The following is a 25,273-nucleotide window of genomic DNA, read 5'->3' on the forward strand; positions in this document are numbered from 1 at the left end:
CACCCCATGAAAATCTGCGGCATCGAAATCAAGGGCAGCGAAGCCCTGCTGGCCGTGGCCAGCCTGGACGCCGGCCAGCCCGTGCACGTTGGCGTGGCCACCAAGAAGATCGGCCTGGAGGATGACGAGGATGCCGCCCAGGTAAAGGCATTCGCCGCACAGGTCAGAGCCTTTGTCAGCGAGCATGGCATCGGGCAATTGGCGATCAAGAAGCGCAGCAAGAAGGGCGACTTTGCCGGCGGCCCGACCACCTTCAAGATCGAGGGCGTGCTGCAGTTGCTGGACAACTGCACGGTGGAGCTGGTGTCGCCACAGACCGTCAGCGCCCAGGCCAAGAAGCACAATCTCGAGCTGCCGGGAACGCTGAACAAGTATCAGCATGAGGCCTACAAGAGCGCCTGTGCGGCGCTGCTCAAGCGCGGCTGAGGGCGCCTGCGCACGTCACTGATCTAGCCAAAAACGACCTGTTCATAGGTATGCCGGCCATGCCCCTTGTCGCCACCGCGCAGCGCTCCCAGAATCGGGGCACCCTTCGCCTCGAACAAGGACAACCGCCATGATGCACGCCGATTTGATCGATCAGGACGACCTGCTGGGCCAACTGCGCGCCCTGGGCTTCGAGATGCCTGCCGGCGCCAGCGCCGAGCAGGCCTGCGAATGTGCGGTACGCGGCTTGAGCGCGGAACGCGCCCGGGCCCTGCGCGGCCTGGTGGAGCAGTTGTACACCGGCAGCGCGACGATCCTGCCGGCGGTGCGCCAGGCGATCGACAAGCAGTTGCTGCCGGCGCTGGCGAACCACAAAAGCCTTCACGGTTGACCCCATCGCGGGCCAAGCCCGCTCCCACAGGCGCTTCACTGCCCTTCAGAGCAGCGATGTACCGGTGGGAGCGGGCTTGACCTGCGATGCGGTCGGCCTGGTCTACAGCCTCACACTGGCAAACGTCGACTCATTGCGCGCCTGACTCAGCGCCGACATCGGCCCGGCCAGCGGCGACAGCACCAGCGCCTGCGGCAGCGGCATCATCGCCACCTGCTGGGCCGTGTTCGAGCCTACCCGCTCATCACGCGGCGGTATCCCGAAGTATTCCCGGTAGCACTTGGAAAAGTGCGGCGTGGACACGAACCCGCACACCGACGCCACCTCGATGATCGACATCGGCGTCTGCTTGAGCAGCTGCCGCGCACGAATCAGCCGCAGCTTCAGGTAATAGCGCGACGGCGAACAATGCAGGTACTTCTGGAACAACCGCTCCAGCTGACGCCGCGACACCGCCACGTACACCGCCAGTTCGTCCAGGTCGATCGGCTCTTCGAGGTTGGCCTCCATCAGCGCCACGATTTCCTGCAGTTTGGGCTGGTTGGTACCGAGCATGTGCTTGAGCGGCACGCGCTGGTGGTCCTGCTCGTTGCGGATACGCTCGTACACGAACATCTCCGAGATCGCCGCCGACAGCTCGCGGCCATGATCGCGGCTGATCAGGTGCAGCATCATGTCCAGCGGCGCGGTGCCGCCCGAGCTGGTGAAGCGGTTGCGGTCCAGGGTAAACAGGCGCGTGCTCATGCTCACCCGCGGGAAGGCCTCCTGCATCGCGGCCAGGCACTCCCAGTGCACGCTGCAATCGAAGCCATCGAGCAGCCCCGCACAGGCCAGCGCCCAGCTGCCGGTACACACCGCCCCCAGCCGACGCGACTGGCGGGCCTGGCTCTGCAGCCAGGTCACATGTTCACGGGTCACGGTGCGCTGGATGCCGATGCCGCCACACACGATCACGGTGTCCATCGCCGGCGCCGCATGCATCGCCGAATCGGGAGTGATCTGCAGGCCGTCGCTGGCCCACACCTGACCGCCATCCACGCTCAGTGTGCTCCAGCGATACAGCTCGCGACCCGACAACTGGTTGGCCATGCGCAGCGGCTCGACCGCGGAGGCCAGGGAGATCAGCGTGAAGTTGTCCAGCAGCAGGAAACCGATGGATTGGGGGGTGCGGTTCTGGTTTGGGGTTGCGGAGTTGTACGACGTCATCGCGATCTCTCCTCACACAATGCAGGGTGTGCCTCAGGCTCGGGCTTTTTGTCATGGCCCCGGTTCGATTGCAGGGGCTTTGCCAAACCCAACGCAAATGCCATGCCCAAACTTGAATACGCATTCAACAACACCTGAAAACGACATCGCGATGTGTCTAGTTCGCCCACGCCCGCAGGGTCGCTTTTAAACGCAAAAGGCCGGGCCAAAGCCTGTCTGTAGTCCCGTTGTGAAATTGGGTAGCACTTGTGGGAAGGATGCCCAGAAACGACAACGCGCGGTGTCACCGCGCGTGCTGGAAGGGGTGGCCTGGCCAGTGAATCGCCATCGGCCGGGGCGCGCCAAAACGCAGCGCACGCTCAAAGCGATGGGCCAAAACGGCGCAGCCACGCCTCAGCATTCGATGGCGTTCACCGCCAGCCCGCCGCGAGAGGTTTCCTTGTACTTGTCGTGCATGTCGGCGCCGGTGTCGCGCATGGTGCGGATCACCCGGTCGAGGGAGATGAAGTGCTCGCCGTCACCGCGCAAGGCCATCTGCGCGGCGTTGATCGCCTTGACCGCGGCAATCGCGTTGCGCTCGATGCACGGCACCTGCACCAGCCCGCCGACCGGATCGCAGGTCAGCCCCAGGTTGTGTTCCAGGCCGATCTCGGCGGCGTTCTCCAGTTGCGCCGGGGTGGCCCCGAGCACTTCGGCCAGGCCCGCCGCCGCCATTGCGCAGGCCGAGCCGACCTCACCCTGGCAGCCGACTTCGGCGCCGGAGATCGACGCATTCTTCTTGCACAGGATGCCCACCGCCGCCGCGCCCAGAAAGAAGTCCACCACGCTGGCTTCGCTGACCTCGTCGCTGAAGCGCATGTAGTAGTGCAGCACCGCCGGGATGATGCCTGCCGCGCCGTTGGTGGGGGCGGTGACCATGCGCCCGCCTGCGGCGTTTTCCTCGTTGACCGCCAGCGCATACAGGTTGACCCACTCCATGGCACTGAGGGTGGAGCCGATCACGTTGGGCTTGCCCAGTTCCTGCAGGCTGCGGTGCAGGCGTGCCGCGCGGCGGCGCACATTGAGCCCGCCCGGCAGGATGCCCTCGTGGCGCAGGCCGTTTTCGACACAGGCCTGCATGGCCCGCCACAGGGTCATGAGCCCGGCACGAATTTCAGCCTCGCTGCGCCACACCTTTTCGTTCTCCAGCATCAGTTGCGACACGCGCAGGTCGTGCTGCCGGCACAAATCCAGCAGCTCCACGGCACTGTTGAAGTCGTAGGGCAGCACGGTGGTGTCGGCGTCCAGCACACCGCTGGCTGCCTGCGCCGCGTCCACCACGAAGCCGCCGCCCACCGAGTAGTAGGTATCGCGGTGCAGCTCGCCCTGCTCGCCCTCGGCGATCAGGGTCAGGGCGTTGGGGTGGTACGGCAGGTTCTCGTCCAGCAGGCGCATGTCGCGGGCCCAGACGAAGCCGACCGGCCAGCGTCCGTCCAGCAGCAGGCTGTCGGTTTCGCGCAGCGTGGCGATGCGCGGGGCGATCTGCGCCGGGTCGATGGCGTCCGGCCATTCGCCCATCAGGCCCATGATCACCGCGTTGTCACTGCCGTGACCGATGCCGGTGGCCGACAGCGAGCCGTACAGGCGCACCTCGATACGCCGCACCCGGGCCAGCAGGTTGCGCTCGCGCAGCCCCTGCACGAACAGCGCCGCGGCGCGCATCGGGCCGACGGTGTGCGAGCTTGAAGGGCCGACACCGATCTTGAACAGGTCGAACACACTGATGGCCATGCCGCGTACCTCTGGCTGCTACGCTGAAAAGGCGGCAATCCGCCGGTTTCGCGCATCATCAGGCTTTTGTCAGCGACCACGACGTCTGCAACCGACGCGCTCTTGTCCAGCAGCGCCGCCCGTTGCCAGGGCAGGACCTGCGCCGTTTTTTTGCGGTGCACATGCGCCAGAACCGCGTTTTTCGAGGCCGACGACACTGTAAGCGACCTCATTGGCACTGGATGCGACCCTGCCTGTACTGGATACGACGCACCCGGTAGGCGTTTGATTTTCGCTGTTAGATGATCGGTACCGACTCGATTGCACGGCCCCTGTCCCGTGGGACATCCGAAAAAAACCAGGAGTCCACCATGAAAGGTTCACCCCCGCTGTTGCTGGCCGCGCTGCTGAGCCTGCCGGCGCTGGCCCAGGCCGTGGAGCCCGAGCAGTGCCACACCGTCAACTTCTCCGACGTCGGCTGGACCGACATCACCGTGACCACTGCAGTCACCAGTGCGGTGCTCCAAGCGCTCGGCTACAAGACCCGCACCACCATGATCTCGGTACCGGTGACCTACAAGTCGCTGGCCGACGGCAAGAACATGGACGTGTTCCTCGGCAACTGGATGCCGACCATGGAAAACGACATCAAGCTGTACCGCGATGCCGGCACCGTCGAGACCGTGCGTGCCAACCTGGAGAATGCCAAGTACACCCTGGCCGTGCCCCAGGCGCTGTATGACAAGGGCCTGAAGAACTTCGCCGACATCGCGAAATTCAAGAAGGAGCTGGACGGCAAGATCTACGGCATCGAGCCGGGCAACGACGGCAATCGCACCATCCAGAGCATGATCGACAAGAATGCCTTCGGCTTGAAGGACGCCGGCTTCAAGGTGGTGGAGTCGAGCGAGGCCGGCATGCTCGCGCAAGTCGACCGTGCCCAGCGCCGTGGCACCGACGTGGTGTTCCTCGGCTGGGAACCGCACCCGATGAACACGCGCTTCAAGATGAAATACCTCGAAGGCGGCGACGACTTCTTCGGCCCCGACTACGGCAAGGCCACCGTGCTCACCAACACGCGCAAGGGCTACAGCCAGGAGTGCAGCAACGTCGGCCAGTTGCTCAAGAACCTCTCCTTCACCCTGGACATGGAAAGCACCCTGATGGGCAAGGTGCTCGACGACAAGGTCAAGCCCGACGCCGCCGCCAAGGCCTGGCTCAAGCAGAACCCGCAGGTGCTCGACACCTGGCTGGCCGGCGTGACCACCGTGGATGGCAAACCGGGCCTGGAGGCGGCCAAGGCCAAGCTGACGCAGTAAGCACGCCCCGCGCCGGGGGGCGATTGCCCGGCGCGGGTTGTTTCCAATCCCTTGCAGGTGGACGCTCGCTATCATGCTGATCGATCAAAAAATACCCCTGGGCCAGCACATCGCGGCCTTCGTCGAGTGGTTGACGCAACACGGCGCCAACTACTTCGACGCCTTCGCCGAGGCGCTGGAGTTCATGATTCACGGGGTGACCGGGGCGCTGACCTGGTTCAACCCATTCGTCCTGATTGCCCTGGTGGCCCTGATCGCTCACCTGATCCAGCGCAAATGGACGCTCACCGTATTCTGCGCGCTGTCGTTCCTGCTGATTCTCAACCTCGGCTACTGGCAGGAAACCATGGAAACCCTGGCCCAGGTGCTGTTCGCCACCTTCGTGTGCGTGGCCATCGGCGTGCCGCTGGGCATCCTGGCGGCACACAAGCCGATGTTCTACACCGCCATGCGCCCGGTACTCGACCTGATGCAGACGGTGCCCACGTTCGTGTACCTGATCCCGACCCTGACCCTGTTCGGCCTGGGCGTGGTGCCGGGGCTGATCTCCACGGTGGTGTTCGCGATTGCCGCGCCCATCCGCCTGACCTACCTGGGCATCCGCGACGTGCCGCAGGAACTGCTGGATGCCGGCAAGGCGTTCGGCTGCTCGCGGCGCCAGCTGCTCTCGCGCATCGAACTGCCGCATGCCATGCCCAGCATCGCGGCGGGGGTCACCCAGTGCATCATGCTGTCGCTGTCGATGGTGGTGATCGCCGCGCTGGTGGGCGCCGACGGTCTGGGCAAACCGGTGGTCAACGCACTCAACACCGCCGATATCGCGCTGGGCTTCGAGGCGGGGCTGGCGATCGTGCTGCTGGCGATCATGCTCGACCGTATCTGCAAGCAACCGGACGCACCGGCAAGGAGTGAAGCATGAGCATCATTCGCTTCGAAGAGGTCGACGTGATCTTCTCGCGCCACCCGCGTGAGGCGCTCAGCCTGCTGGACCAGGGCCTCACGCGTGAACAGATCCTGAAGAAGACCGGCCTGGTGGTCGGCGTCGAGAAAGCCAGCCTGGACATCAACAAGGGCGAGATCTGCGTGCTGATGGGCCTGTCGGGTTCAGGCAAGTCGAGCCTGCTGCGCTGCATCAACGGCCTGAACACGGTGAGCCGCGGCAAGCTGTTCGTCGAGCATGAAGGCGCACAGATCGACATTGCCCACTGCACCCCGGCCGAGCTGAAGATGATGCGCACCCAGCGTATCGCCATGGTGTTCCAGAAGTTCGCCCTGATGCCCTGGCTGACGGTACGCGAGAACATCAGTTTCGGCCTGGAGATGCAGGGCCGGCCCGAGAAGGAGCGGCGCAAGCTGGTGGACGAGAAGCTCGAGCTGGTGGGCCTGACCCAGTGGCGCAACAAGAAGCCCGACGAGCTGTCGGGCGGCATGCAGCAGCGCGTGGGCCTGGCCCGGGCGCTGGCGATGGACGCCGACATCCTGCTGATGGACGAACCGTTCTCGGCGCTCGACCCGCTGATCCGCCAGGGCCTGCAGGACGAGCTGCTTGAGCTGCAACGCAAGCTGGCCAAGACCATCGTGTTCGTCAGCCATGACCTGGACGAGGCCCTCAAGCTCGGCAGCCGCATCGCGATCATGAAGGACGGGCGCATCATCCAGTACAGCAAGCCCGAGGAGATCGTGCTCAACCCGGCAGACGAGTATGTGCGTACCTTCGTCGCGCATACCAACCCGCTCAACGTGCTGTGCGGGCGCAGCCTGATGCGCACGCTGGACAAGTGCAAGCGCATCAACGGTTCGGTATGCCTGGACCCGGGTGGTGATTCTTGGCTGGACCTGGCCGAGGGCAACACCATCAGGGGCGCGCGCCAGGGCGTCAACGGCATGGCCTTGCAGAACTGGGCGCCCGGCGAGGCGGTGGAGGGGCTGGAGCGCAAGCCGACGCTGGTGAATGCCAATATCGGTATGCGCGAGGCGTTGCAGATTCGGTATCAGACGGGGAACAAGCTGGTGTTGCAGGAAGGGAATCAGGTGGTGGGGATATTGGGCGACAGCGAGCTGTATCACGCGTTGTTGGGCAAGAATCTGGGATGAAGCGGATGGCTTCTTCGCCGGCAAGGTCAGCGCATGACTTGCCAGCGAGGGGGCCGTGAGGGCAAGACGTCGATATGAATTCTTTTTCTGGCAAGTTTGAACTGTGGGGCAGGTTTTTTAAGTTTGAAAGTAAAAACTATCTATTCTCATGCTGACAGCCGCTTATGGTGGGGCGGTCATGGGGGGCGTAATTCTCGTATTGACGCTGTGGGGGCGTAGTAAAGGGTGCGATTTCCCAATTAATGACAATTCAATACTGAGCCCGCTTCCGAAAACACTGCTTCCATAAAAACAGAGCTTATACACAAGACTCACACTTCTATTTTTATAGGGGCATATTAAAACCTCCTGCTATTTTTGCACAAAAAGCCAACTAACCTTGAAAATGCATAAGGATATTTACTTACCTCACGCCTACTGATAGCACAATCCAGCTCAAACGAATTCATGTATTTTTTTACGCTTCTTACTGAAACACCAGGAACACTACCAACTCTATCCAGACCACTTTCCACATTATCAATCAAGTATGCACCCCTGTTCTGGCGAAAACCAAATCTGACCACTATGTTTTCCTCAAACACAACAGCACCCTCATCATTACCATCCCAGAAATAAAAACTTATATTATCGAGCGATCCGCCCCGTAAGTCTCGATAATCCCAATACGCTTTCAGCAGCGTGGTTAATCTAACCTTCGGCTCAACACCCAATCCAGTGCCGACAGATTCATCTGCAAAAAAATACAACTTGTGCATCAGACTAAGCCCAGCATTTCTATGAGGCACAATAATTTCTTTTTCGTAAGCGTGACAGTCTGACTTATCACCCACCAATTCATACCCGTAGTCCTCTAGGGTGGAGCGCTCCATATCAGGCAGCCCAAGAATCTCTAAATCCTCAAATGTTAATTTATCCAAAAAAATATTAAATATTTCGAAAAATGTAGCTCTCAACATTGTTTTCACCAAGAATTTAATAACAGGGTTCGTTCCAGCGGAGTGATGCCACGGCCCGGCTCGAAGAGGTAGAACTTTATTCACTGCCATACCGGTCATTCAGCATGGGCTGTCAGCTTGGAGCATAAGTACACGTCTCTGGCATCCGAAGGGGCCTTCTTGTAGAGGCCTAAACGCATACAATTACTTTAGAGCCAAAAAACACTTTATTTAAGTGCAACTTTACTTATCGACTTTAACGCGCCTGTCCAACTTCAAAAATTGCCCACCCCCTCATTATTTGAAGCCCTTTTATTTTTAGTTTAATTTCCGACCCCTCTGATTTGACGTAGAAACCTAGCAAGGCGATTTTTTCTTCTATTTCGTCTACATGACTAAACAGCATAGCATTTGCCGCACTTTCAAGCTCTTTGAACAAATTCCGGTACCTCGAGAACTCTTTGACTGGAGAGAACCTCCCTTGTTTTTTCGGGTTGTCACCAACCTGCAATATGATCTGCCCCAAGCACTTATCATCTTTATCAAATAAGTAAAACAGCTCTTCAGTTATTGACATCTCGTTTCATCCCCCAGCGCATTTGATAGACCGACTAAATTTTCGTCACTGAATCCATCCCTTCCATCCAGATGAATAATTCTCGCATGATTGGGAAATTTATTCGTCGGATCACTGATTACATCGAATCCTGCAACCCTAATACTTTCTGCTGTTCCCAGTGCAACTGTACCCGCTGCACGTTTTAACCCGCTGGCCTTGGGAAAGGCAAAACCCGAAAAAGTGCGCAACTTCTTGCGCAGCACTGTGCAAGAAGTTGCGCAGTTGTTAAAAGTCGAGAATCGACTTTTTCGTGCTTCCTTGGTCGCCAGCCAGCAAACCTTTTAATTTATTTATCCTTCGTCAGCGCTGTAGAACGCCAACGCATCGCCAGCAAAAAAAAGGCCCTGCCGTCACCGGCAGGGCCCTTCTTCATTCAGCTATCTGCCATCAGCTGTACACACGCCCCAGCAACTGGCGATGACTCTCGAACTGATCCAGCACGTCGCGGGTGATCTGCTCGACGGTAAAGCCCATCAGGTCGTACTCCTGGCTGCCGTTGTGCAGGTACACCTCGGCCCGGTAGTAACGCTGGCGCACGTCGCCTTCACCCTGCGCCGGCGCTTCGCTCGGCGCCGCCAGGTAGCCGTCCAGGCTCACTTCGTAGACGAACGGGTTGCCCTCCTCCATCTCGATGCGCAAGCCCATCGCCTCGCGCGACTGGCCGACGCGGCTCTGCACCTGCAGGCCCATGCCCTGCAACTGCACCGCCGCCTCTTTCAGCGCCGGGCTCACCTGCTTGTCCATGAAGCGCTGCACCATCGCCTGGGTCGGCTGCAGGTCCAGCTGGGTGAGGCGCTCGCTGAAGCCGCGACGGCCACGCGCCGCCAGTTCGGCCTGCTCCTGCTCGACCTGGGTGTCCTGCTTCATGGCCTTGAACAGGCCGAACATGAACACCACCAGCACCACCGAGAACGGCAGCCCGGCCAGTACCACCATGGTCTGCATGGCCTGGAAGTTGCCCACCAGCAACAGCCCGATGGTCACCAGGGTGATGATCGCCGACCACAGGATACGCAGCCAGTGCGGGGCATCCTCGTCCACGTCGCCGCCCTTGCACGACAGGTTGGCCATCATCACCGCGCCCGAGTCAGCCGGGGTGAGGAACAGCACGAAGCCGACGAACACCGCCACACCAACCACGATCTTGGCCGCCGGGAAGTGCTCCAGCAGCTTGTAGATCGACATCGCCGGTTGTTCCACCGCCGTGCGCCCAAGCTCCACCGCACCGTGGTTGATCACCAGGTCCAGCGCGGTGTTGCCGAAGATCGACAGCCACGCCAGGGTAAAGCCCAACGGAATCAGCAGCACGCCGGCCACCAGCTCGCGCACGGTGCGGCCACGGGAGATACGCGCGATGAACATGCCCACGAACGGGGCCCAGGAAATCCACCAGGCCCAGTAGAACAGGGTCCACAGGCCCAGCCAGCCTTCGGACCTGGCGTTGTTGCCTTCGTACACGTAGAGGTCGAAGGTCTTGAGGATCACGCCGTTGAGGTAGTCGCCGATGTTCTGCACGAACCCGTTGAGCAGGTGCAGGGTGTCACCGAACAGCAGCACGAACAGCAGCAGGCCGCTGAACAGCAGGATGTTCAGGTTGGACAGGCGGCGAATGCCGTTCTCCACGCCCGACACCGCCGCGATCGTGGCCACGGTGCTCATCACCAGGATCACCATCAGCAGGTTGGTGTTGCTGTGCTGCATGCCGAACAGGTACTCCAGCCCCGAGGACACCTGCATCGCACCGATGCCCAGGTTGGTCACCAGGCCCAGCAGGGTCACGAACATGCCGAAGATGTCCACGGTGTGCCCGGCAGCCCCCTTGACCCAGCGCTCACCCACCAGCGGGTACAGCGCCGAACGCAAGGCCAGTGGCTGGTTGTGGCGGTAGGCGAAGTAGGCCACGGCCAGGCCCACCAGCGCATAGATCGCCCAACCGTGCAGGCCCCAGTGCAGGAAGGTCAACTGCATGCCCTGGCGTGCGGCCTCCAGGCTGGCCGGCGCACCGGCAGGCGGGTTGAAGTAGTGGTCCAGCGGTTCGGACGCGCCAAAGTACAGCAGCGAGATACCGATACCGGAGGAGAACAGCATGCCGGCCCAGGCACCGTAGCTGAAGTCGGGCTTGTCGTCCTTGCCGCCAAGCTTGAGCTTGCCGTAGGAGGAAAACGCTAGCCCGATGACGAACAGCAGGTAGCCGCCGATCACCAGCATGTAGTACCAGCCGAAGCTGCGCGACAGCCAGGCTTGGGCCTGGCCGAGAATTTGACCGGCCGTGTCCGGGGCGGCGATCAGCAAGGCAGTCAACAACAGGATCAGCAGCGCCGTGGTGTAGAACACCACGCTGTTGACCCGGACCCTCTCGGCAGGGGTCTTTATCAGGGAGGCAGAACTCATTGCACAGATGCTCCAGGCAGTGCGAGAGAAAACACGAAACGACCCGTCACCCGCGCAATTGGTGCAATAGCCCCACTGCGTCAGGTGTTATAAAAGCACCTTGAAAAACCGTGATCCCAAACCGATTGCGTTGAAAAAAACAGAAAAAGGGTCCCGATCCGAGGGCCCGCCGAACGGTGCGACACCGCTGGGCAATTCTGATCAACGTTTCGTTTAAACCCGTGCACGCCTTGCATTACGGGGGTTACACGTCTTTTTAGGGTGCCAATCGGCGTCAGTGACGGGCCACAAAAACCTGTCAATGGCGCGAATTGTCGCAGAGCTTATTCTTTGTTGATTGAACGTTCAATCAAAACAAAATAGACTGGTCTTCGCCGAGTCAGCCGCCTGTCGTCTGCCCGAAGGCCTGAGGAGATTTGCCAGATGCCCAAGGTCGGTATGCAACCCATTCGCCGCCAGCAGTTGATCGAAGCCACGTTGATGGCGGTAGACCAGGTCGGCATGGGGGACGCCAGCATTGCGCTGATCGCCCGTTTGGCCGGTGTGTCGAACGGCATCATCAGTCACTACTTCCAGGACAAGAACGGCCTGATCGCAGCGACCATGCGGTACTTGATGAACGTGCTGATCGACAACGTCGCGGCACGTCGCCAGGCGCTCACGGAGGACACCCCGCGCGCCCACCTGAAGGTGATCGTCGAGGGCAACTTCGACGCCAGTCAGGTCAACGGCCCGGCAATGAAAACCTGGTTGGCCTTCTGGGCCGCCAGCATGCACCAGCCGTCTTTGCACCGGTTGCAGCGGATCAACGATCACCGCTTGTATTCCAACCTGTGCTGCCAGTTCCGCCGTGTGTTGCCGCTGCCCGAAGCCCGCAGCGCGGCCCGCGGGCTGGCTGCCCTGATCGACGGGCTGTGGCTGCGCGGCGCGCTGTCGGGAGATGCCTTCGATACCGACCAGGCGCAGCAGATCGCTTACGAATACATGGATTCACAACTGGCTAAACAGAGCAGCCCGGCTCTACAGGACCCGGCCTCTGAACCACTGCGCGTCGCGAGTGCCAAACAAGCAGGAGCACAGCGCGGATAGCCGACACACACTGCACTTGCGAGGACACTATGGCCCGTTTCGAAACGCAAAAACTCTACATTGACGGTGGTTATGTCGACGCTTCCAGCGGCGCCACCTTCGACGCCATCAACCCGGCCAACGGCGAAGTCCTCGCCCAGGTGCAACGTGCCAACCAGGCCGACGTGGAGCGCGCAGTGGAAAGCGCCGAGCGTGGCCAGAAAGTCTGGGCGGCCATGACCGCCATGCAGCGTTCGCGCATCCTGCGCCGCGCCGTCGACATCCTGCGCGAGCGCAACGACGAGCTGGCTGCACTGGAAACCCTGGACACCGGCAAGTCCTACTCCGAAACCCGCTACGTCGACATCGTCACCGGTGCCGACGTGCTCGAATACTACGCAGGCCTGGTGCCGGCCATCGAAGGCGAGCAGATCCCGCTGCGCGACAGCTCGTTCGTGTACACCCGTCGCGAGCCGCTGGGCGTGACCGTGGGTATCGGCGCCTGGAACTACCCGATCCAGATCGCCCTGTGGAAATCCGCCCCGGCCCTGGCCGCCGGCAACGCGATGATCTTCAAGCCCTCGGAAGTCACTTCGCTGACCACCCTGAAACTGGCCGAGATCTACACCGAGGCCGGCCTGCCGGACGGCGTGTTCAACGTACTGACCGGCAGCGGCCGCGACGTCGGCACCTACCTCACCGAACACCCGCGCATCGAGAAGGTCTCGTTCACCGGCGGCACCGCCACCGGCAAGAAGGTCATGGCCAGCGCCTCGAGCTCCTCGCTCAAGGAAGTCACCATGGAGCTGGGCGGCAAGTCGCCGCTGATCATCTGTGAAGACGCCGACCTGGACCGCGCCGCCGACATCGCGATGATGGCCAACTTCTACAGCTCGGGCCAGGTGTGCACCAACGGCACCCGCGTGTTCATCCCGGCCTCGCTCAAAGCCGCCTTCGAAGCCAAGATCGCCGAGCGCGTGGCGCGCATCCGCATCGGCAACCCGCAGGACGAGAACACCAACTTCGGCCCGCTGGTCAGCTTCGCCCACATGGAAAGCGTGCTGGGCTACATCGCCAAGGGCAAGCAAGAAGGTGCCCGCGTACTGTGTGGCGGCGAGCGCCTGACCTACGGCGAGTTCGCCAAGGGCGCCTTCGTGGCCCCGACCGTCTTCACCGACTGCCGTGACGACATGACCATCGTCAAGGAAGAGATCTTCGGCCCGGTGATGAGCATCCTCTCCTACGAGACCGAAGAAGAAGTCATCCGTCGCGCCAACGACACCGACTACGGCCTGGCCGCCGGTGTCTGCACCAACGACATCAGCCGCGCGCACCGCATCATCCATCAGCTGGAAGCGGGCATCTGCTGGATCAACGCCTGGGGCGAATCGCCGGCCGAGATGCCGGTCGGTGGCTACAAGCAATCCGGTGTCGGCCGTGAAAACGGTGTCAGCTCGCTGGCCCAGTACACGCGGATCAAGTCGGTACAGGTCGAGCTGGGCAACTACGCCTCGGTGTTCTAAGCACCCGTGTAGCCGCGCCCGGGCCGCCAGGTCCGGGCGTCTCCCCCGCTCCCCTGCTCACTGCCTATGAGGGTACGCAACATGTCCCACGTTTTTGACTACATCATCGTCGGGGCCGGCTCGGCCGGTAACACCCTGGCGACCCGCCTGACCGAAGACGAAGGCGTCACCGTATTGCTGCTGGAAGCCGGCGGCCCGGACTACCGCTTCGACTTCCGCACCCAGATGCCGGCCGCACTGGCCTTCCCGTTGCAGGGCCGACGCTACAACTGGGCCTACGAGACCGACCCGGAGCCGCACATGGACGGCCGCCGCATGGAATGTGGCCGCGGCAAGGGCCTGGGCGGCTCCTCGCTGATCAACGGCATGTGCTACATCCGCGGCAACGCCATGGACTACGACGGCTGGGCCAAGCTGCCAGGCCTGGAAGACTGGTCTTACCTGGACTGCCTGCCGTACTTCCGCAAGGCCGAAACCCGTGACATCGGCCCCAACGACTACCATGGCGGCGAAGGCCCGGTGAGCGTCACCACGCCAAAAGCCGGCAACAACCCCCTGTTCCACGCCATGGTCGAAGCCGGCGTGCAGGCCGGTTACCCGCGCACCGAAGACCTGAACGGCTACCAGCAGGAAGGCTTCGGCCCGATGGACCGCACCGTGACGCCCAAGGGCCGTCGCGCCAGCACCGCCCGCGGCTACCTGGACACCGCCAAAAAACGCTCGACCCTGACCATCGTCACCCATGCCCTGAGCGACCGCGTGCTGTTCGAAGGCAAGCGCGCCGTGGGCGTGACCTACCTGGTGGGCGCCAGCGAGGAGCGCGTCGAAGCCCGTGCCCGCAAGGAAGTCATCGTGTGCAGCGGCGCCATTGCCTCGCCACAGTTGCTGCAGCGCTCCGGCGTGGGCCCGGCGGCCCTGCTCGAAAGCCTGAACATCCCTGTGGTGCACGACCTGCCGGGCGTGGGCGAGAACCTGCAGGATCACCTCGAACTGTACCTGCAGTACGCCTGCACCCAGCCGGTGTCGCTGTACCCGTCGCTGCTCTGGTACAACCAGCCGGCCATCGGTGCACAGTGGCTGTTCGCGGGCACCGGCATCGGCGCCAGCAACCAGTTCGAGGCCGGCGGCTTCATTCGCTCGCGCCCGGAATTCGAATGGCCGAACATCCAGTACCACTTCCTGCCGGTGGCGATCAATTACAACGGCAGCAACGGCGTGCAGGAACACGGCTTCCAGGCGCACATGGGCTCGATGCGTTCGCCTAGCCGCGGGCGTATCCAGCTCAAGTCCAAGGACCCGCGCCAGCACCCGAGCATCCTGTTCAACTACATGGCCACCGAGCAGGACTGGCAGGAGTTCCGTGACGGTATCCGCCTGACCCGCGAGATCATGGCGCAGCCGGCGCTGGACGCCTACCGTGGCCGCGAGATCAGCCCCGGTGCCGACGTGCAGACCGACGAGCAGCTGGACACATTCATCCGCGAGCACGCCGAGACCGCGTTCCACCCATCGTGCTCGTGCAAGATGGGCATCGACGAGATGGCGGTGGTCGACGGCCAGGGCCGCGTGCATGGCATGCAGGGCCTGCGCGTGGTGGATGCCTCGATCATGCCGATCATCACCACCGGCAACCTGAACGCGCCGACGATCATGATGGCCGAGAAGATCGCCGACAAGATCCGTGGCCGCCAGCCATTGCCGCGCAGCACGGCCAAGTACTATGTGGCCAATGGTGCACCGGTGAAGGGCAAGCCGATGCGTGAGGTGCCGCAGGCTTAAGACCCTGCTACCCCCATCGCGGGTCAAGCCCGCTCCCACAGAGACCAATGTGATCCTTGTGGGAGCGGGCTTGACCCGCGATGGGGGCGTTACATTCACAGCAGATCAAGCACCCCTGCGGTGCTTTTTTTGTGCCCGCGATAATCGCTTTACAGCCCGCCAACCTCACAGGTTAGAATCCTTGGCACGCGACCTGCTAGCTGAAGTCAGGCAAAAAGCAAGTCGCGCCTCTTTCTGCAATCCCCCCTGGAGTACTGCCTTTGGATGCGTCCACCATCAATAGCCTGTTCTTGATCGGCGCATTGCTGGTAGGTGCAAGTATCCTGGTCAGTTCACTCTCCTCGCGCCTGGGCATCCCGATCCTGGTGATCATCCTGGCAGTGGGCATGGTTGCCGGCGTCGACGGCGGCGGCATCATCTTCAACAACTACCCGACCGCCTACCTGGTGGGCAACCTGGCACTGGCCGTGATCCTGCTCGACGGCGGCCTGCGCACCCGCGTCTCGAGTTTCCGCGTGGCCCTGTGGCCGGCACTCTCGCTGGCCACGGTGGGGGTGATGATCACCACCGGCCTCACCGGCCTGGCCGCCGCCTGGCTGTTCGACCTGAGCCTGATGCAGGGCCTGCTGATCGGCGCCATCGTCGGCTCCACCGACGCCGCCGCGGTGTTCTCGCTGCTGGGCGGCAAGGGCCTCAACGAGCGGGTGACGGCCACCCTGGAAATCGAGTCGGGCAGCAACGACCCGATGGCGGTGTTCCTCACCGTGACCCTGATCGAGATGATCGCCAGCGGCCAGAACGGCCTGCACTGGGGCCTGCTCGGCCACCTGGTGCGCGAATTCGGCATCGGCAGCCTGCTGGGCCTGGGCGGCGGCTGGCTGATGCTGCAGCTGGTCAACCGCATGAACCTGGCCGGCGGCCTGTACCCGATCCTGGTGATCAGCGGCGGCCTGGTGGTGTTCGCGCTCACCAACGCCCTGCACGGCAGCGGCTTCCTGGCCGTGTACCTGTGTGGCCTGGTACTGGGCAACCGGCCGATCCGCAGCCGCCACGGCATCCTGCACATGCTCGACGGCATGGCCTGGCTGGCCCAGATCGGCATGTTCCTGGTGCTGGGCCTGCTGGTCACGCCCCACGACCTGCTACCCATCGCGCTGCCGGCCCTGGGCCTGGCGCTGTGGATGATCCTGTTCGCGCGGCCGCTGTCGGTGATGATCGGCCTGCTGCCATTCAAGGCCTTCCATGGCCGCGAAAAGGTGTTCATCTCGTGGGTCGGCCTGCGCGGCGCGGTGCCGATCATCCTTGCGGTGTTCCCGCTGATGGCCGGGCTGCCGCATGCCCAGCTGTACTTCAACCTGGCCTTCTTCATCGTACTGGTGTCGCTGCTGGTGCAAGGCACCAGCCTGCCGTGGGTGGCGCGCCTGCTCAAGGTGACCGTGCCGCCCGACCCGGCGCCGATCTCGCGCTCGGCCCTGGAAGTGCACATCACCAGCGAGTGGGAGCTGTTCGTGTATCGCCTGGGTGCGGAGAAGTGGTGCATCGGTGCCGCCCTGCGCGAGCTGAAAATGCCCGAAGGCACGCGTATCGCTGCCCTGTTTCGCGGCCAGCAACTGCTCCATCCGTCGGGAAGTACCACCCTCGAAGTCGGCGACCTGCTGTGCGTGATCGGCCACGAACACAACCTGCCGGCGCTGGGCAAGCTGTTCAGCCAGGCGCCGCAACGCGGCCTGGACCTGCGTTTCTTCGGCGACTTCGTGCTCGAAGGTGACGCAGAACTGGGGGCTGTAGCGGCGTTGTACGGTTTGCAGCTCGACGGCCAGGACCCGCACCAGCCGCTGGCGCACTTCATCGAGCAGAAGGTCGGCGGCGCACCGGTGGTGGGCGACCAGATCGAATGGAACAACACCCTGTGGACCGTTGCGCTGATGGAAGGGAACAAGATCCTCAAAGTGGGTATCAAATTCCCCGAAGGTTCTCGACCCGGCCCCGGGTTGTTCCTTTAAACTTCGATTCTCTGCCCGGTTCTACGACGTCTGCCTATGTCCCTGCGCACTGTTGTTAGCGCAGCCCTGCTCGGGCTGTGCCTGTCCCTCTCTTTCGCCCAGGCGGCGGAACCCCCCACCACGGCAAGCGTCCAGCACAGCCTGGACAAGATCGCCGAGCGCAAGCTGCCGGAGGCCGACCAGAAGGCCCTGCAGCAAGTGCTGGAGCAGACCCTTGGCCTGCTGGCCTCGCGCGACGACTACGACAAGCGCCTGGCCGCGCTCAAGCAGCAACTGGCCGACGCCCCGCGCCAGACCAGCGAAAACCAGCGCGAGCTGACCCGGCTCAAGGACACCAAGACCCTGCCCGTGGCGCAGCGCTACGCCAGCATGGGCGTGCCGCAGCTGGAGCAGTTGCTGTCCGAGCGCACCACCCAGCAGGGCGAGCTGCAGAAGGCGCTGTCCGAAGCCAACAGCCTGATCATCAACTCCCAGACCCGCCCCGAGCGCGCCCAGGCCGAGATCAGCAGCAACCAGACCCGCACCCAGCAGATCAACAGCATCCTCAAGCTGGGCAAGGACAACGGCAAGAGCCTCTCGGCCGACCAGCGCAACCAGCTCAATGCCGAACTCGCCTCGCTCAACGCGCTGACCCTGCTGCGCCGCCAGGAACTGGCCGGCAACAGCCTGCTGCAAGACCTGGGCAACAGCCAGCACGACCTGCTGATCGAGCGCGCCACACGCCTTGAGCAGGAGATCCAGGACCTGCAGACGCTGATCAACCAGAAGCGCCTGGCGCAGTCGCAGCAGACCGTCACCGAACAGTCCATCGAGGCACAGAAGGCCGGCGGCAGCAGCGTGCTGGCCACCGAAAGCGCCACCAACCTGAAGCTGTCCGACTACCTGCTGCGCAGCACCGACCGCCTCAACGAGCTGACCCAGCAGAACCTGCAGACCAAGCAGCAGCTCGACAGCCTGACCCAGGCCGACCAGGCACTGGACGAACAGATCAGCGTGCTCAAGGGCAGCCTGTTGCTGTCCAAGATCCTCTACAAGCAGAAGCAGGCCCTGCCGCACCTGAAGGTCGATCGCGACCTGGCCGACCAGATCGCCGACATTCGCCTGTACCAGTTCGAGGTCAACCAGCAGCGCGAGCAGATCAGCAGCCCCAGCAGCTACGTCGACAAGCTGCTGGCCACCCAGCCGCCCGACAGCGTCACCCCGCAGTTGCGCAAGGCCCTGCTGGAGGTGGCGATCACCCGCAGCGATTTGCTGGAGCGGCTCAACCGCGAGCTGAGCGCCCTGCTCAACGAATCCATCACCCTGCAACTGAACCAGAAGCAGCTGCTGAGCACCGCACAGAACCTGCGCGGCACCCTCGACGAACAGATGTTCTGGATCCCCAGCAACAAGCCGCTGGACTTCGAATGGCTGCGCAGCGTGCCCGAACGCCTGCAAAAGCAGGTGGTGAGCCTGCCGTGGGGGTCGGGCATCAACGAACTGGCCGACGGCCTGACGCAGCGCCCGCTGCTGTTCCTGCCGCTGCTGTTGCTGATCGGCGCCCTGCTGTGGCGGCGCAAGTACCTGTATGCGCGGCTGAACAAGGTTCACCAGGATGTGGGCCACTTCAAGCGTGACAGCCAGTGGCACACGCCCCAGGCCATTCTGATCAATATCCTGCTGGCGATGCCGCTGAGCCTGGGCCTGGCGCTGTGCGGCTATGCGCTGCAGATCGACGCCCGCGGCCAGAACGCCAACCTGGGCGCCGCGCTGTGGCAGATCGCCCAGGCCTGGCTGGTGTTCTACACCGCCTACCGGATTCTGGCGCCCGGCGGCGTGGCCGAGCTGCACTTTCGCTGGGAGAAGGCCCAGGTCGAGTTCCTGCGCGGCTGGATCCGCCGCCTGGGCAGCGTGGTACTGGCGCTGGTCGGCGTGGTGGCGGTGGCCGAGCACCAGCCCTCGGCGCTGGCCGACGACGTGCTCGGCATCGGTGTGGTACTGACCTGTTACGCACTGATGGCCTGGCTGCTCAGCCGCCTGCTGCTGAGCAGCCCCGCGCACCGCAATACCTCGCTGTTTCGCAAGGCCGTGGGCGTGGCGTTCACGGCGCTTCCGGTGGCGCTGTTCATTGCCGTGTGCTTTGGCTACTACTACACCGCACTCAAGCTCACCGACCGCCTGATCGACACCCTGTACCTGCTGATGTTCTGGCTGGTGATCGAGGCCGCCTTCGTGCGCGGCCTGGCCGTGGCCGCCCGGCGCCTGGCCTACCAGCGCGCACTGAGCAAGCGCCAGGCGACCAAGGAAGGGCTCGATGGCGAGGTGATCGTCGAGGAGCCGACCCTGGACATCGAGCAGGTCAACCAGCAGTCGCTGCGCCTGATCCGCCTGGCCCTGCTGGGCGGCTTCATCGCCGCGCTGTACTGGGTGTGGGCCGACCTGATCAGCGTGTTCGCCTACCTCGACAACATCACCCTGTACGAGTACACCAGCGGCACCGGCGCGGCCATGAGCATGGTGCCGATCAGCCTGGGCGACCTGCTCGGGGCACTGGTGATCATCGGCATCACCTTCGCCCTGGCCGGCAACCTGCCGGGGCTGCTGGAGGTGCTGGTGCTGTCACGCCTGAACCTGGCCCAGGGCAGCGCGTATGCGACCACCACGTTGCTGTCGTACGTGATTGCCGGGGTGGGCTTCGTCACCACGCTGTCGACCCTCGGCGTCAGCTGGGACAAGCTGCAATGGCTGGTGGCGGCGCTGTCGGTGGGCCTGGGCTTCGGCATGCAGGAGATCTTCGCCAACTTCATCTCCGGCATCATGATCCTGTTCGAGCGCCCGGTGCGCATCGGCGACACCATCACCATCGGCAACCTGTCGGGCACGGTGAGCAAGATCCGCATCCGCGCCACCACCATCACCGACTTCGACCGCAAGGACATCATCGTCCCCAACAAGACCTTCATCACCGGCCAGTTGATCAACTGGTCGCTGACCGACACCATCACCCGCGTCACCCTCAAGCTGGGCGTGGACTACGGCTCGGACCTGGACCTGGTACGCACCCTGCTGCTGCAGGCAGCCAACGAGAACCCGCGGGTGCTCAAGGAACCAGCACCGATCGTGTACTTCCTGAACTTCGGCGAGAGTACCCTGGACCACGAACTGCGCATGCACGTGCGTGACCTGGGTGACCGCAACCCGGTATTGGACGAGATCAACCGCTACATCAACAAGGAATTCAAGCGCCAGCACATCAACATCTCGTTCCGCCAGATGGAGGTGTACCTGAAGAACATGCAGGGCCAGGAGTACAAGATGGTACCGGTCGAAGCGCCGAACAAGACCGTGCTGCCCGAGCCCCCCACCGATGCGCCAGGAGATGGCCGTTGAAATCCCTCGACGAACTGACCTTCGACAACCGCTTCGCCCGCCTGGGCGATGCGTTCTCCACCCACGTGCTGCCCGAGCCGATTGCCGAGCCGCGCCTGGTCGTGGCCAGCGACGCGGCCATGGCACTGCTCGACCTGGACCCTACCGAGGCGCATTCCCCGGTGTTCGCCGAGCTGTTCAGCGGACACAAGCTGTGGGCCGAGGCCGAGCCGCGGGCGATGGTGTATTCGGGGCATCAGTTCGGTTCGTACAATCCGCGCCTGGGTGACGGTCGCGGGCTGTTGCTGGGCGAGGTGTACAACGATGCCGGCGAGCACTGGGACCTGCACCTCAAGGGTGCCGGGCAGACGCCGTATTCACGCATGGGCGATGGCCGTGCGGTGCTGCGCTCGTCGATCCGCGAGTTCCTCGCCTCCGAGGCCCTGCACGCGCTGGGCATCCCCAGCAGCCGCGCGCTGTGCGTGATCGGCTCGAGCACGCCGGTGTGGCGCGAAACCCAGGAGCGCGCGGCGATGGTGCTGCGCCTGGCGCCCAGCCATGTGCGCTTTGGCCACTTCGAATACTTCTACTACACCCGCCAACCCGAGCAGCAGCGCGAGCTGGCCGAGCACGTGCTCAACCTGCACTTTGCCGAGTGCCGCGAGCAGCCCGAGCCGTACCTGGCGATGTTCCGTACCATCGTCGAACGCAATGCCGAGCTGATTGCGCGCTGGCAGGCCTATGGCTTCTGCCACGGGGTGATGAACACCGACAACATGTCGATTCTGGGCATCACCTTCGACTTCGGGCCGTTTGCCTTCCTCGACGACTTCGATGCCGGCTTCATCTGCAACCATTCCGACGACCAGGGGCGCTACAGCTTCAGCAACCAGGTGCCGATCGCACACTGGAACCTGAGCGCGCTGGCCCAGGCGCTGACGCCGTTCATCAGCGTCGAGGCGCTGAAGGAAACGCTGGGGCTGTTCCTGCCGTTGTACCAGGCCCATTACCTGGACCTGATGCGTCGACGCCTGGGGCTGACCGAGGCGCGCGATGACGATTCGGCGCTGGTCGAGCGCTTGCTGGGGCTGATGAACAAGGGCGCTGTGGACTACACGCTGTTCTTCCGCAAGCTGGGTGATCAGCCGGCGGCGCAGGCCGTGCGGGTGGTGCGCGACGATTTCGTCGACCTGGCCGGGTTCGATGCCTGGGCGGTGGAGTACCTGGCGCGCCTTGACCAGGAGCCGGGCAATGCCGAAGGCCGACGCGCGCGGATGCACGCGGTGAACCCGCTGTACATTCTGCGCAACTACCTGGCGCAGCGTGCCATCGAGGCGGCTGAAGGCGGGGATTACGAGGAAGTGCGACGCCTGCACCAGGTGCTGACACGGCCGTTCGAGGAACAGCCGGGGATGCAGGCCTATGCCGAACGCCCGCCCGAGTGGGGCAAGCATCTGGAGATCAGTTGTTCATCCTGAGATCGCAGCGCCTGCTTCGCGGGTCAAGCCCGCTCCCACAGGTACTGCGGTGTTCTTGTGGGAGCGAGCTTGACCCGCGATAGAGCGCGCAGCGCTCGCAGCTTCAGTTGTCGACCCACCAGTTCAGCAACGTCTCATCCTCGTCGTCATCGAGGTTCTGGTAGATGTTGGCGTAATACCACTGCACCCCCGTCGCCTCCCGAAACCGGTCGAACACCGGGCGAATCGCCTCGAACCCATTGCTCGCCGGCACTGCCAGCGTCAGGTTGCCTTTGTAGCGACCGTCCAGCGTGCCGCCCAGCAACGTCTGCACCTCGCTTTCCAGCGTGTCGACGGCATCCTGGGGCAGATCGTCGGCGTAGACATGGATGCAAAAATTGCCACCCCGGCGCACCACCTCGACATGCTGATCGGGGATGGCCGTGCAGATGATGTCGCCGCGCGCCATGTTCAGCGCCAGCCCCGGCGACGACAGCAGTTCATAGGTATGTTCGCCCACTTCGCGCACCGGCACGCTTTCGAACACCGGCTCGCCGTTCTTCTTTCTGTCGACGAATACACGAATGTGCGGTGAATGCTGGCAATCCATCGGTCTGTCCCTGGCCTGTTCAGAAAGGCCGCATGCTAAACCATTACAGCCTCTTCGCCAGCATCGCTGGCTTATCTGGCAGGCTATGGCATCTTGCAATCCACCCTCATCACCTCCAGATACCCAACATCACCTGACGCATCCGGACTCCCACCATGACCGACCCCCTCCACATCCCCTGCCCCCACTGCAACGGCCTCAACCGCATCCCCGCCGCACGCCTGAGGGACGCACCCAAGTGCGGGCGCTGCAAGGGTGAGGTGCTGTTGCACAAGCCATTCGAATTGAAACAGGGCGACTACGCCAGCCAGATCAAGGGCGACCTGCCATTGCTGATCGATGTGTGGGCCGACTGGTGCGGGCCCTGCAAGGCGTTCGGCCCGGTCTTCGAACAGGCCGCCGGCCAACTGGCCGGACGCTGCCGCCTGGCCAAGCTCGACAGCGAAGCCAATCAGCAACTGGCCGGGCAACTGGGCATACGCTCCATTCCCAGCCTGATCCTGTTCAAGAATGGCCGCGAAGTGGCGCGCCAGAGCGGCGCCTTCCCACTCCAGCAACTGCTGGAATGGCTGCGCAGCCAGGGGGTCTAGGCGTTTTCCAGCAGCGTATGCAGTTCGACGAACTGCTGGGTCAGCTTGTGCCGCGGTTCCAGGTGAATCAGCGGCAGGCTGGCCTGGTGGGACTCGCGCATCTTCACCGAGCTGTTGAGGTACACCGGCAGCACCGGCAAGCCTTCGGCAATCAGTTCGTCGAGCATCTGCTGCGGCAGGCTGGCGCGCGCCTGGAACTGGTTGACCACGATGCCCTCGACTTCCAGGCCCTCGTTGTGGTCTTCCTTGAGCTCTTCGATCTCGGCCAGCAGGCCGTACAGCGCCTGACGCGAGAAGCTGTCGCAGTCGAAGGGGATCAATACGCGATCAGCGGCGATCAACGCTGAAACCGCATAGAAGTTCAGCGCAGGCGGGGTGTCCAGGTAGATGCGGTCGTAATCGTCGGAGAGCTCGTCCAGCAGCTTTCGCAGTTTGTTGATCTTGTGCTTGGCCTCGAGCTTGGGCTGCAGGTCGGCCAGCTCTGCCGTGGCGGTCACCACATGCAGGTTGTCGAACGGGGTTTCATAGATGTCGACCTTGTTCTTCTTGGCGAAGGGCCCCGAGGACAGGGTCTGCTTGAAGAAGTCGGCAATGCCCATGGGAATGTCCTCCCCGGTCAGGCCGGTGAGGTACTGGGTCGAGTTGGCCTGGGCGTCCAGGTCGATCAACAGGGTTCGATAGCCTTCGTTGGCACTGACGGCCGCCAGGTTGCAGGCAATGCTCGACTTGCCCACGCCACCTTTCTGATTGAACACCACGCGCCGCATGAACAGACCTCCATGTGAAAGGAACTACCGAGTATGTGAGGGTTGCGCCGGTTTAGCCAGTGCCTTTCAGCCCTGCGTCTGGGCCTGGCGGATCAACAGTTCGGTGAACGCCCGGGCCATCGCCGACACGTCCTCGCGCCGCTGCGCCAGCCATACCGCTGTCACCGCGTCGGCGTCGAGCAAGGTGCGGTACACCACCCCGTCGATGCGCATGCGCTTGAACGACGCCGGCAGCACCGACACCCCAAGCCCCGCCGATACCAGGCCGATGATGGTCATGGCCTCGCCTGCCTCCTGGGCAAAGTGCGGGCTGAAGCCGGCCGAGCGCGCCAGGCTGAGCAACTGCGCGTGCAGGCCGCTGCCGTAGCTGCGCGGGAAGAACACGAACGGCTCCTGGGCCAGGGCCGCCAGCGGCAGGCCCTGCTCGTTGCCCTGGGCCAGCGGGTGCGCGGCATTGAGCACCGCCACCAACGGCTCGCGGAACAGTTCGGTGATCACCACGCCATCGGGCACGCTCATCGGGCGCATCAGGCCGACCTCGATGGACTCGTCGAGCAAAGCATCCACCACTTCGCGGCTGCTCATTTCCTTGAGGTTCAGGTGCACCGCCGGGAAGCGCTGGCGAAACGCATTGATGGCCTTGGGGATGCTGGAGTTGAACGGCGCCGAGGAGGTGAAGCCGATCTTCATCTCACCCAGCTCGCCGAGCTGGGCACGCCGCGCCACGTCGGCGGCCTTGTCGACCTGCGCCAGCACCTGGCGCGCCTCGTCGAGAAACAGCCGGCCGGCTTCGCTGAGCGCCACCCGTCGGTTGGTACGCTCGAACAGGCGTGCACCCAGCTCCTGCTCCAGGGCCTGGATCTGCTGGCTCAGCGGCGGTTGAGAGATGCCCAGTTGTTGTGCGGCACGGCCAAAATGCAGCTCTTCGGCCACGGCGATGAAGTAGCGAAGGTGGCGCAGTTCCATGGCAACTCCAATAGGTCGTAAAACCTCTT

Annotated in this window: 20 protein-coding genes; 12 read left to right on the forward strand and 8 right to left on the reverse strand. The window is 63.1% G+C overall.

The window, feature by feature from the left end; translation table 11 throughout:
- Positions 1-6: 6 nt before the first annotated feature.
- Together FW760_RS05745 and FW760_RS05750 are read left to right on the forward strand one after the other, a co-directional pair.
- Positions 7-426: a DUF3010 family protein gene (locus FW760_RS05745; protein ID WP_043860360.1), complete on the forward strand. Its 420-nt coding sequence runs from the start codon at positions 7-9 to the stop codon at positions 424-426.
- A 130-nt stretch (positions 427-556) separates the two neighbouring features.
- Positions 557-817: a hypothetical protein gene (locus FW760_RS05750; protein WP_043860361.1), complete on the forward strand. Its 261-nt coding sequence runs from the start codon at positions 557-559 to the stop codon at positions 815-817.
- 102 nt (positions 818-919) lie between these two features.
- On the opposite strand, the gene gbdR is transcribed toward FW760_RS05750, so the two are convergent.
- Positions 920-2,023, reverse strand: coding sequence for a choline metabolism transcriptional regulator GbdR (gbdR, locus tag FW760_RS05755; protein WP_043860362.1), 1,104 nt, complete (start codon positions 2,021-2,023; stop codon positions 920-922).
- 393 nt (positions 2,024-2,416) lie between these two features.
- The gene (locus FW760_RS05760; RefSeq protein WP_054916697.1) at positions 2,417-3,793 is read right to left on the reverse strand and encodes an L-serine ammonia-lyase; all 1,377 of its coding nucleotides are present in this window, start codon (positions 3,791-3,793) and stop codon (positions 2,417-2,419) included.
- A 350-nt stretch (positions 3,794-4,143) separates the two neighbouring features.
- Between FW760_RS05760 and FW760_RS05765 the strand changes: the two genes are divergently transcribed.
- The 3 genes from FW760_RS05765 (at position 4,144) to choV (ending at position 7,185) form a co-directional block, all read left to right on the forward strand.
- The gene (locus tag FW760_RS05765) at positions 4,144-5,091 is read left to right on the forward strand and encodes a choline ABC transporter substrate-binding protein (protein WP_446443691.1); all 948 of its coding nucleotides are present in this window, start codon (positions 4,144-4,146) and stop codon (positions 5,089-5,091) included.
- A gap of 70 nt (positions 5,092-5,161) precedes the next feature.
- Positions 5,162-6,010: a choline ABC transporter permease subunit gene (gene choW, locus FW760_RS05770; RefSeq protein WP_185061962.1), complete on the forward strand. Its 849-nt coding sequence runs from the start codon at positions 5,162-5,164 to the stop codon at positions 6,008-6,010.
- Entirely contained in the window at positions 6,007-7,185 is a 1,179-nt protein-coding gene (gene choV, locus FW760_RS05775) for a choline ABC transporter ATP-binding protein (RefSeq protein ID WP_043860366.1), read from the forward strand. The genes choW and choV overlap by 4 nt, the downstream gene beginning before the upstream one ends.
- A 338-nt stretch (positions 7,186-7,523) precedes the next feature.
- Here the strand turns inward: choV and FW760_RS05780 are convergent, their stop codons facing one another.
- From FW760_RS05780 to betT, 3 genes are all read right to left on the reverse strand, one after another.
- Positions 7,524-8,234 (reverse strand): hypothetical protein, encoded by a 711-nt coding sequence (locus FW760_RS05780; protein ID WP_446443692.1) that lies wholly within the window; start codon positions 8,232-8,234, stop codon positions 7,524-7,526.
- Between the two features lie 145 nt (positions 8,235-8,379).
- Positions 8,380-8,700: a hypothetical protein gene (locus FW760_RS05785; protein ID WP_116052370.1), complete on the reverse strand. Its 321-nt coding sequence runs from the start codon at positions 8,698-8,700 to the stop codon at positions 8,380-8,382.
- Positions 8,701-9,129: 429 nt separating this feature from the next.
- Positions 9,130-11,133 carry a choline BCCT transporter BetT gene (gene betT / locus FW760_RS05790; protein ID WP_446443693.1) on the reverse strand — a complete coding sequence of 668 codons (2,004 nt, stop codon included), beginning with the start codon at positions 11,131-11,133 and terminating at the stop codon, positions 9,130-9,132.
- 423 nt (positions 11,134-11,556) lie between these two features.
- Here betT and betI point away from each other — a divergent pair, with 423 nt between their 5' ends.
- The 6 genes from betI to selO all read left to right on the forward strand — a co-directional run bounded on the left by betI (position 11,557) and on the right by selO (position 22,332).
- A complete protein-coding gene (gene betI / locus FW760_RS05795) occupies positions 11,557-12,222 on the forward strand; it encodes a transcriptional regulator BetI (protein WP_043860369.1) in 666 nt (221 codons plus the stop codon).
- 29 nt (positions 12,223-12,251) lie between these two features.
- Entirely contained in the window at positions 12,252-13,724 is a 1,473-nt protein-coding gene (gene betB, locus FW760_RS05800) for a betaine-aldehyde dehydrogenase (protein WP_446443694.1), read from the forward strand.
- An 81-nt stretch (positions 13,725-13,805) separates the two neighbouring features.
- Positions 13,806-15,503, forward strand: coding sequence for a choline dehydrogenase (gene betA, locus FW760_RS05805; protein WP_043860371.1), 1,698 nt, complete (start codon positions 13,806-13,808; stop codon positions 15,501-15,503).
- A gap of 260 nt (positions 15,504-15,763) precedes the next feature.
- A complete protein-coding gene (locus tag FW760_RS05810; RefSeq protein ID WP_043860372.1) occupies positions 15,764-17,506 on the forward strand; it encodes a potassium/proton antiporter in 1,743 nt (580 codons plus the stop codon).
- A gap of 36 nt (positions 17,507-17,542) precedes the next feature.
- Positions 17,543-20,875 (forward strand): mechanosensitive channel MscK, encoded by a 3,333-nt coding sequence (mscK, locus tag FW760_RS05815; protein WP_043860373.1) that lies wholly within the window; start codon positions 17,543-17,545, stop codon positions 20,873-20,875.
- A complete protein-coding gene (selO, locus tag FW760_RS05820; protein WP_078481683.1) occupies positions 20,872-22,332 on the forward strand; it encodes a protein adenylyltransferase SelO in 1,461 nt (486 codons plus the stop codon). Before mscK ends, selO begins: the two co-directional genes overlap by 4 nt.
- 103 nt (positions 22,333-22,435) lie before the next feature.
- Here selO and FW760_RS05825 read toward each other — a convergent pair whose 3' ends face one another.
- The gene (locus FW760_RS05825) at positions 22,436-22,921 is read right to left on the reverse strand and encodes a DUF4265 domain-containing protein (protein ID WP_058541795.1); all 486 of its coding nucleotides are present in this window, start codon (positions 22,919-22,921) and stop codon (positions 22,436-22,438) included.
- Between the two features lie 155 nt (positions 22,922-23,076).
- Between FW760_RS05825 and trxC the strand changes: the two genes are divergently transcribed.
- Complete coding sequence (gene trxC, locus FW760_RS05830) at positions 23,077-23,511, forward strand: thioredoxin TrxC (RefSeq protein ID WP_054915555.1); 435 nt, start codon at positions 23,077-23,079, stop codon at positions 23,509-23,511.
- Here trxC and FW760_RS05835 read toward each other — a convergent pair.
- Together FW760_RS05835 and FW760_RS05840 are read right to left on the reverse strand one after the other, a co-directional pair.
- Complete coding sequence (locus tag FW760_RS05835) at positions 23,508-24,278, reverse strand: ParA family protein (RefSeq protein ID WP_043859929.1); 771 nt, start codon at positions 24,276-24,278, stop codon at positions 23,508-23,510. The two genes, trxC and FW760_RS05835, sit on opposite strands and share 4 nt — an antisense overlap.
- Before the next feature lie 66 nt (positions 24,279-24,344).
- Complete coding sequence (locus FW760_RS05840) at positions 24,345-25,244, reverse strand: LysR substrate-binding domain-containing protein (protein WP_446443695.1); 900 nt, start codon at positions 25,242-25,244, stop codon at positions 24,345-24,347.
- Between the last annotated feature and the right edge of the window lie 29 nt (positions 25,245-25,273).

Source organism: Pseudomonas sp. 1176_21 (assembly GCF_052850635.1).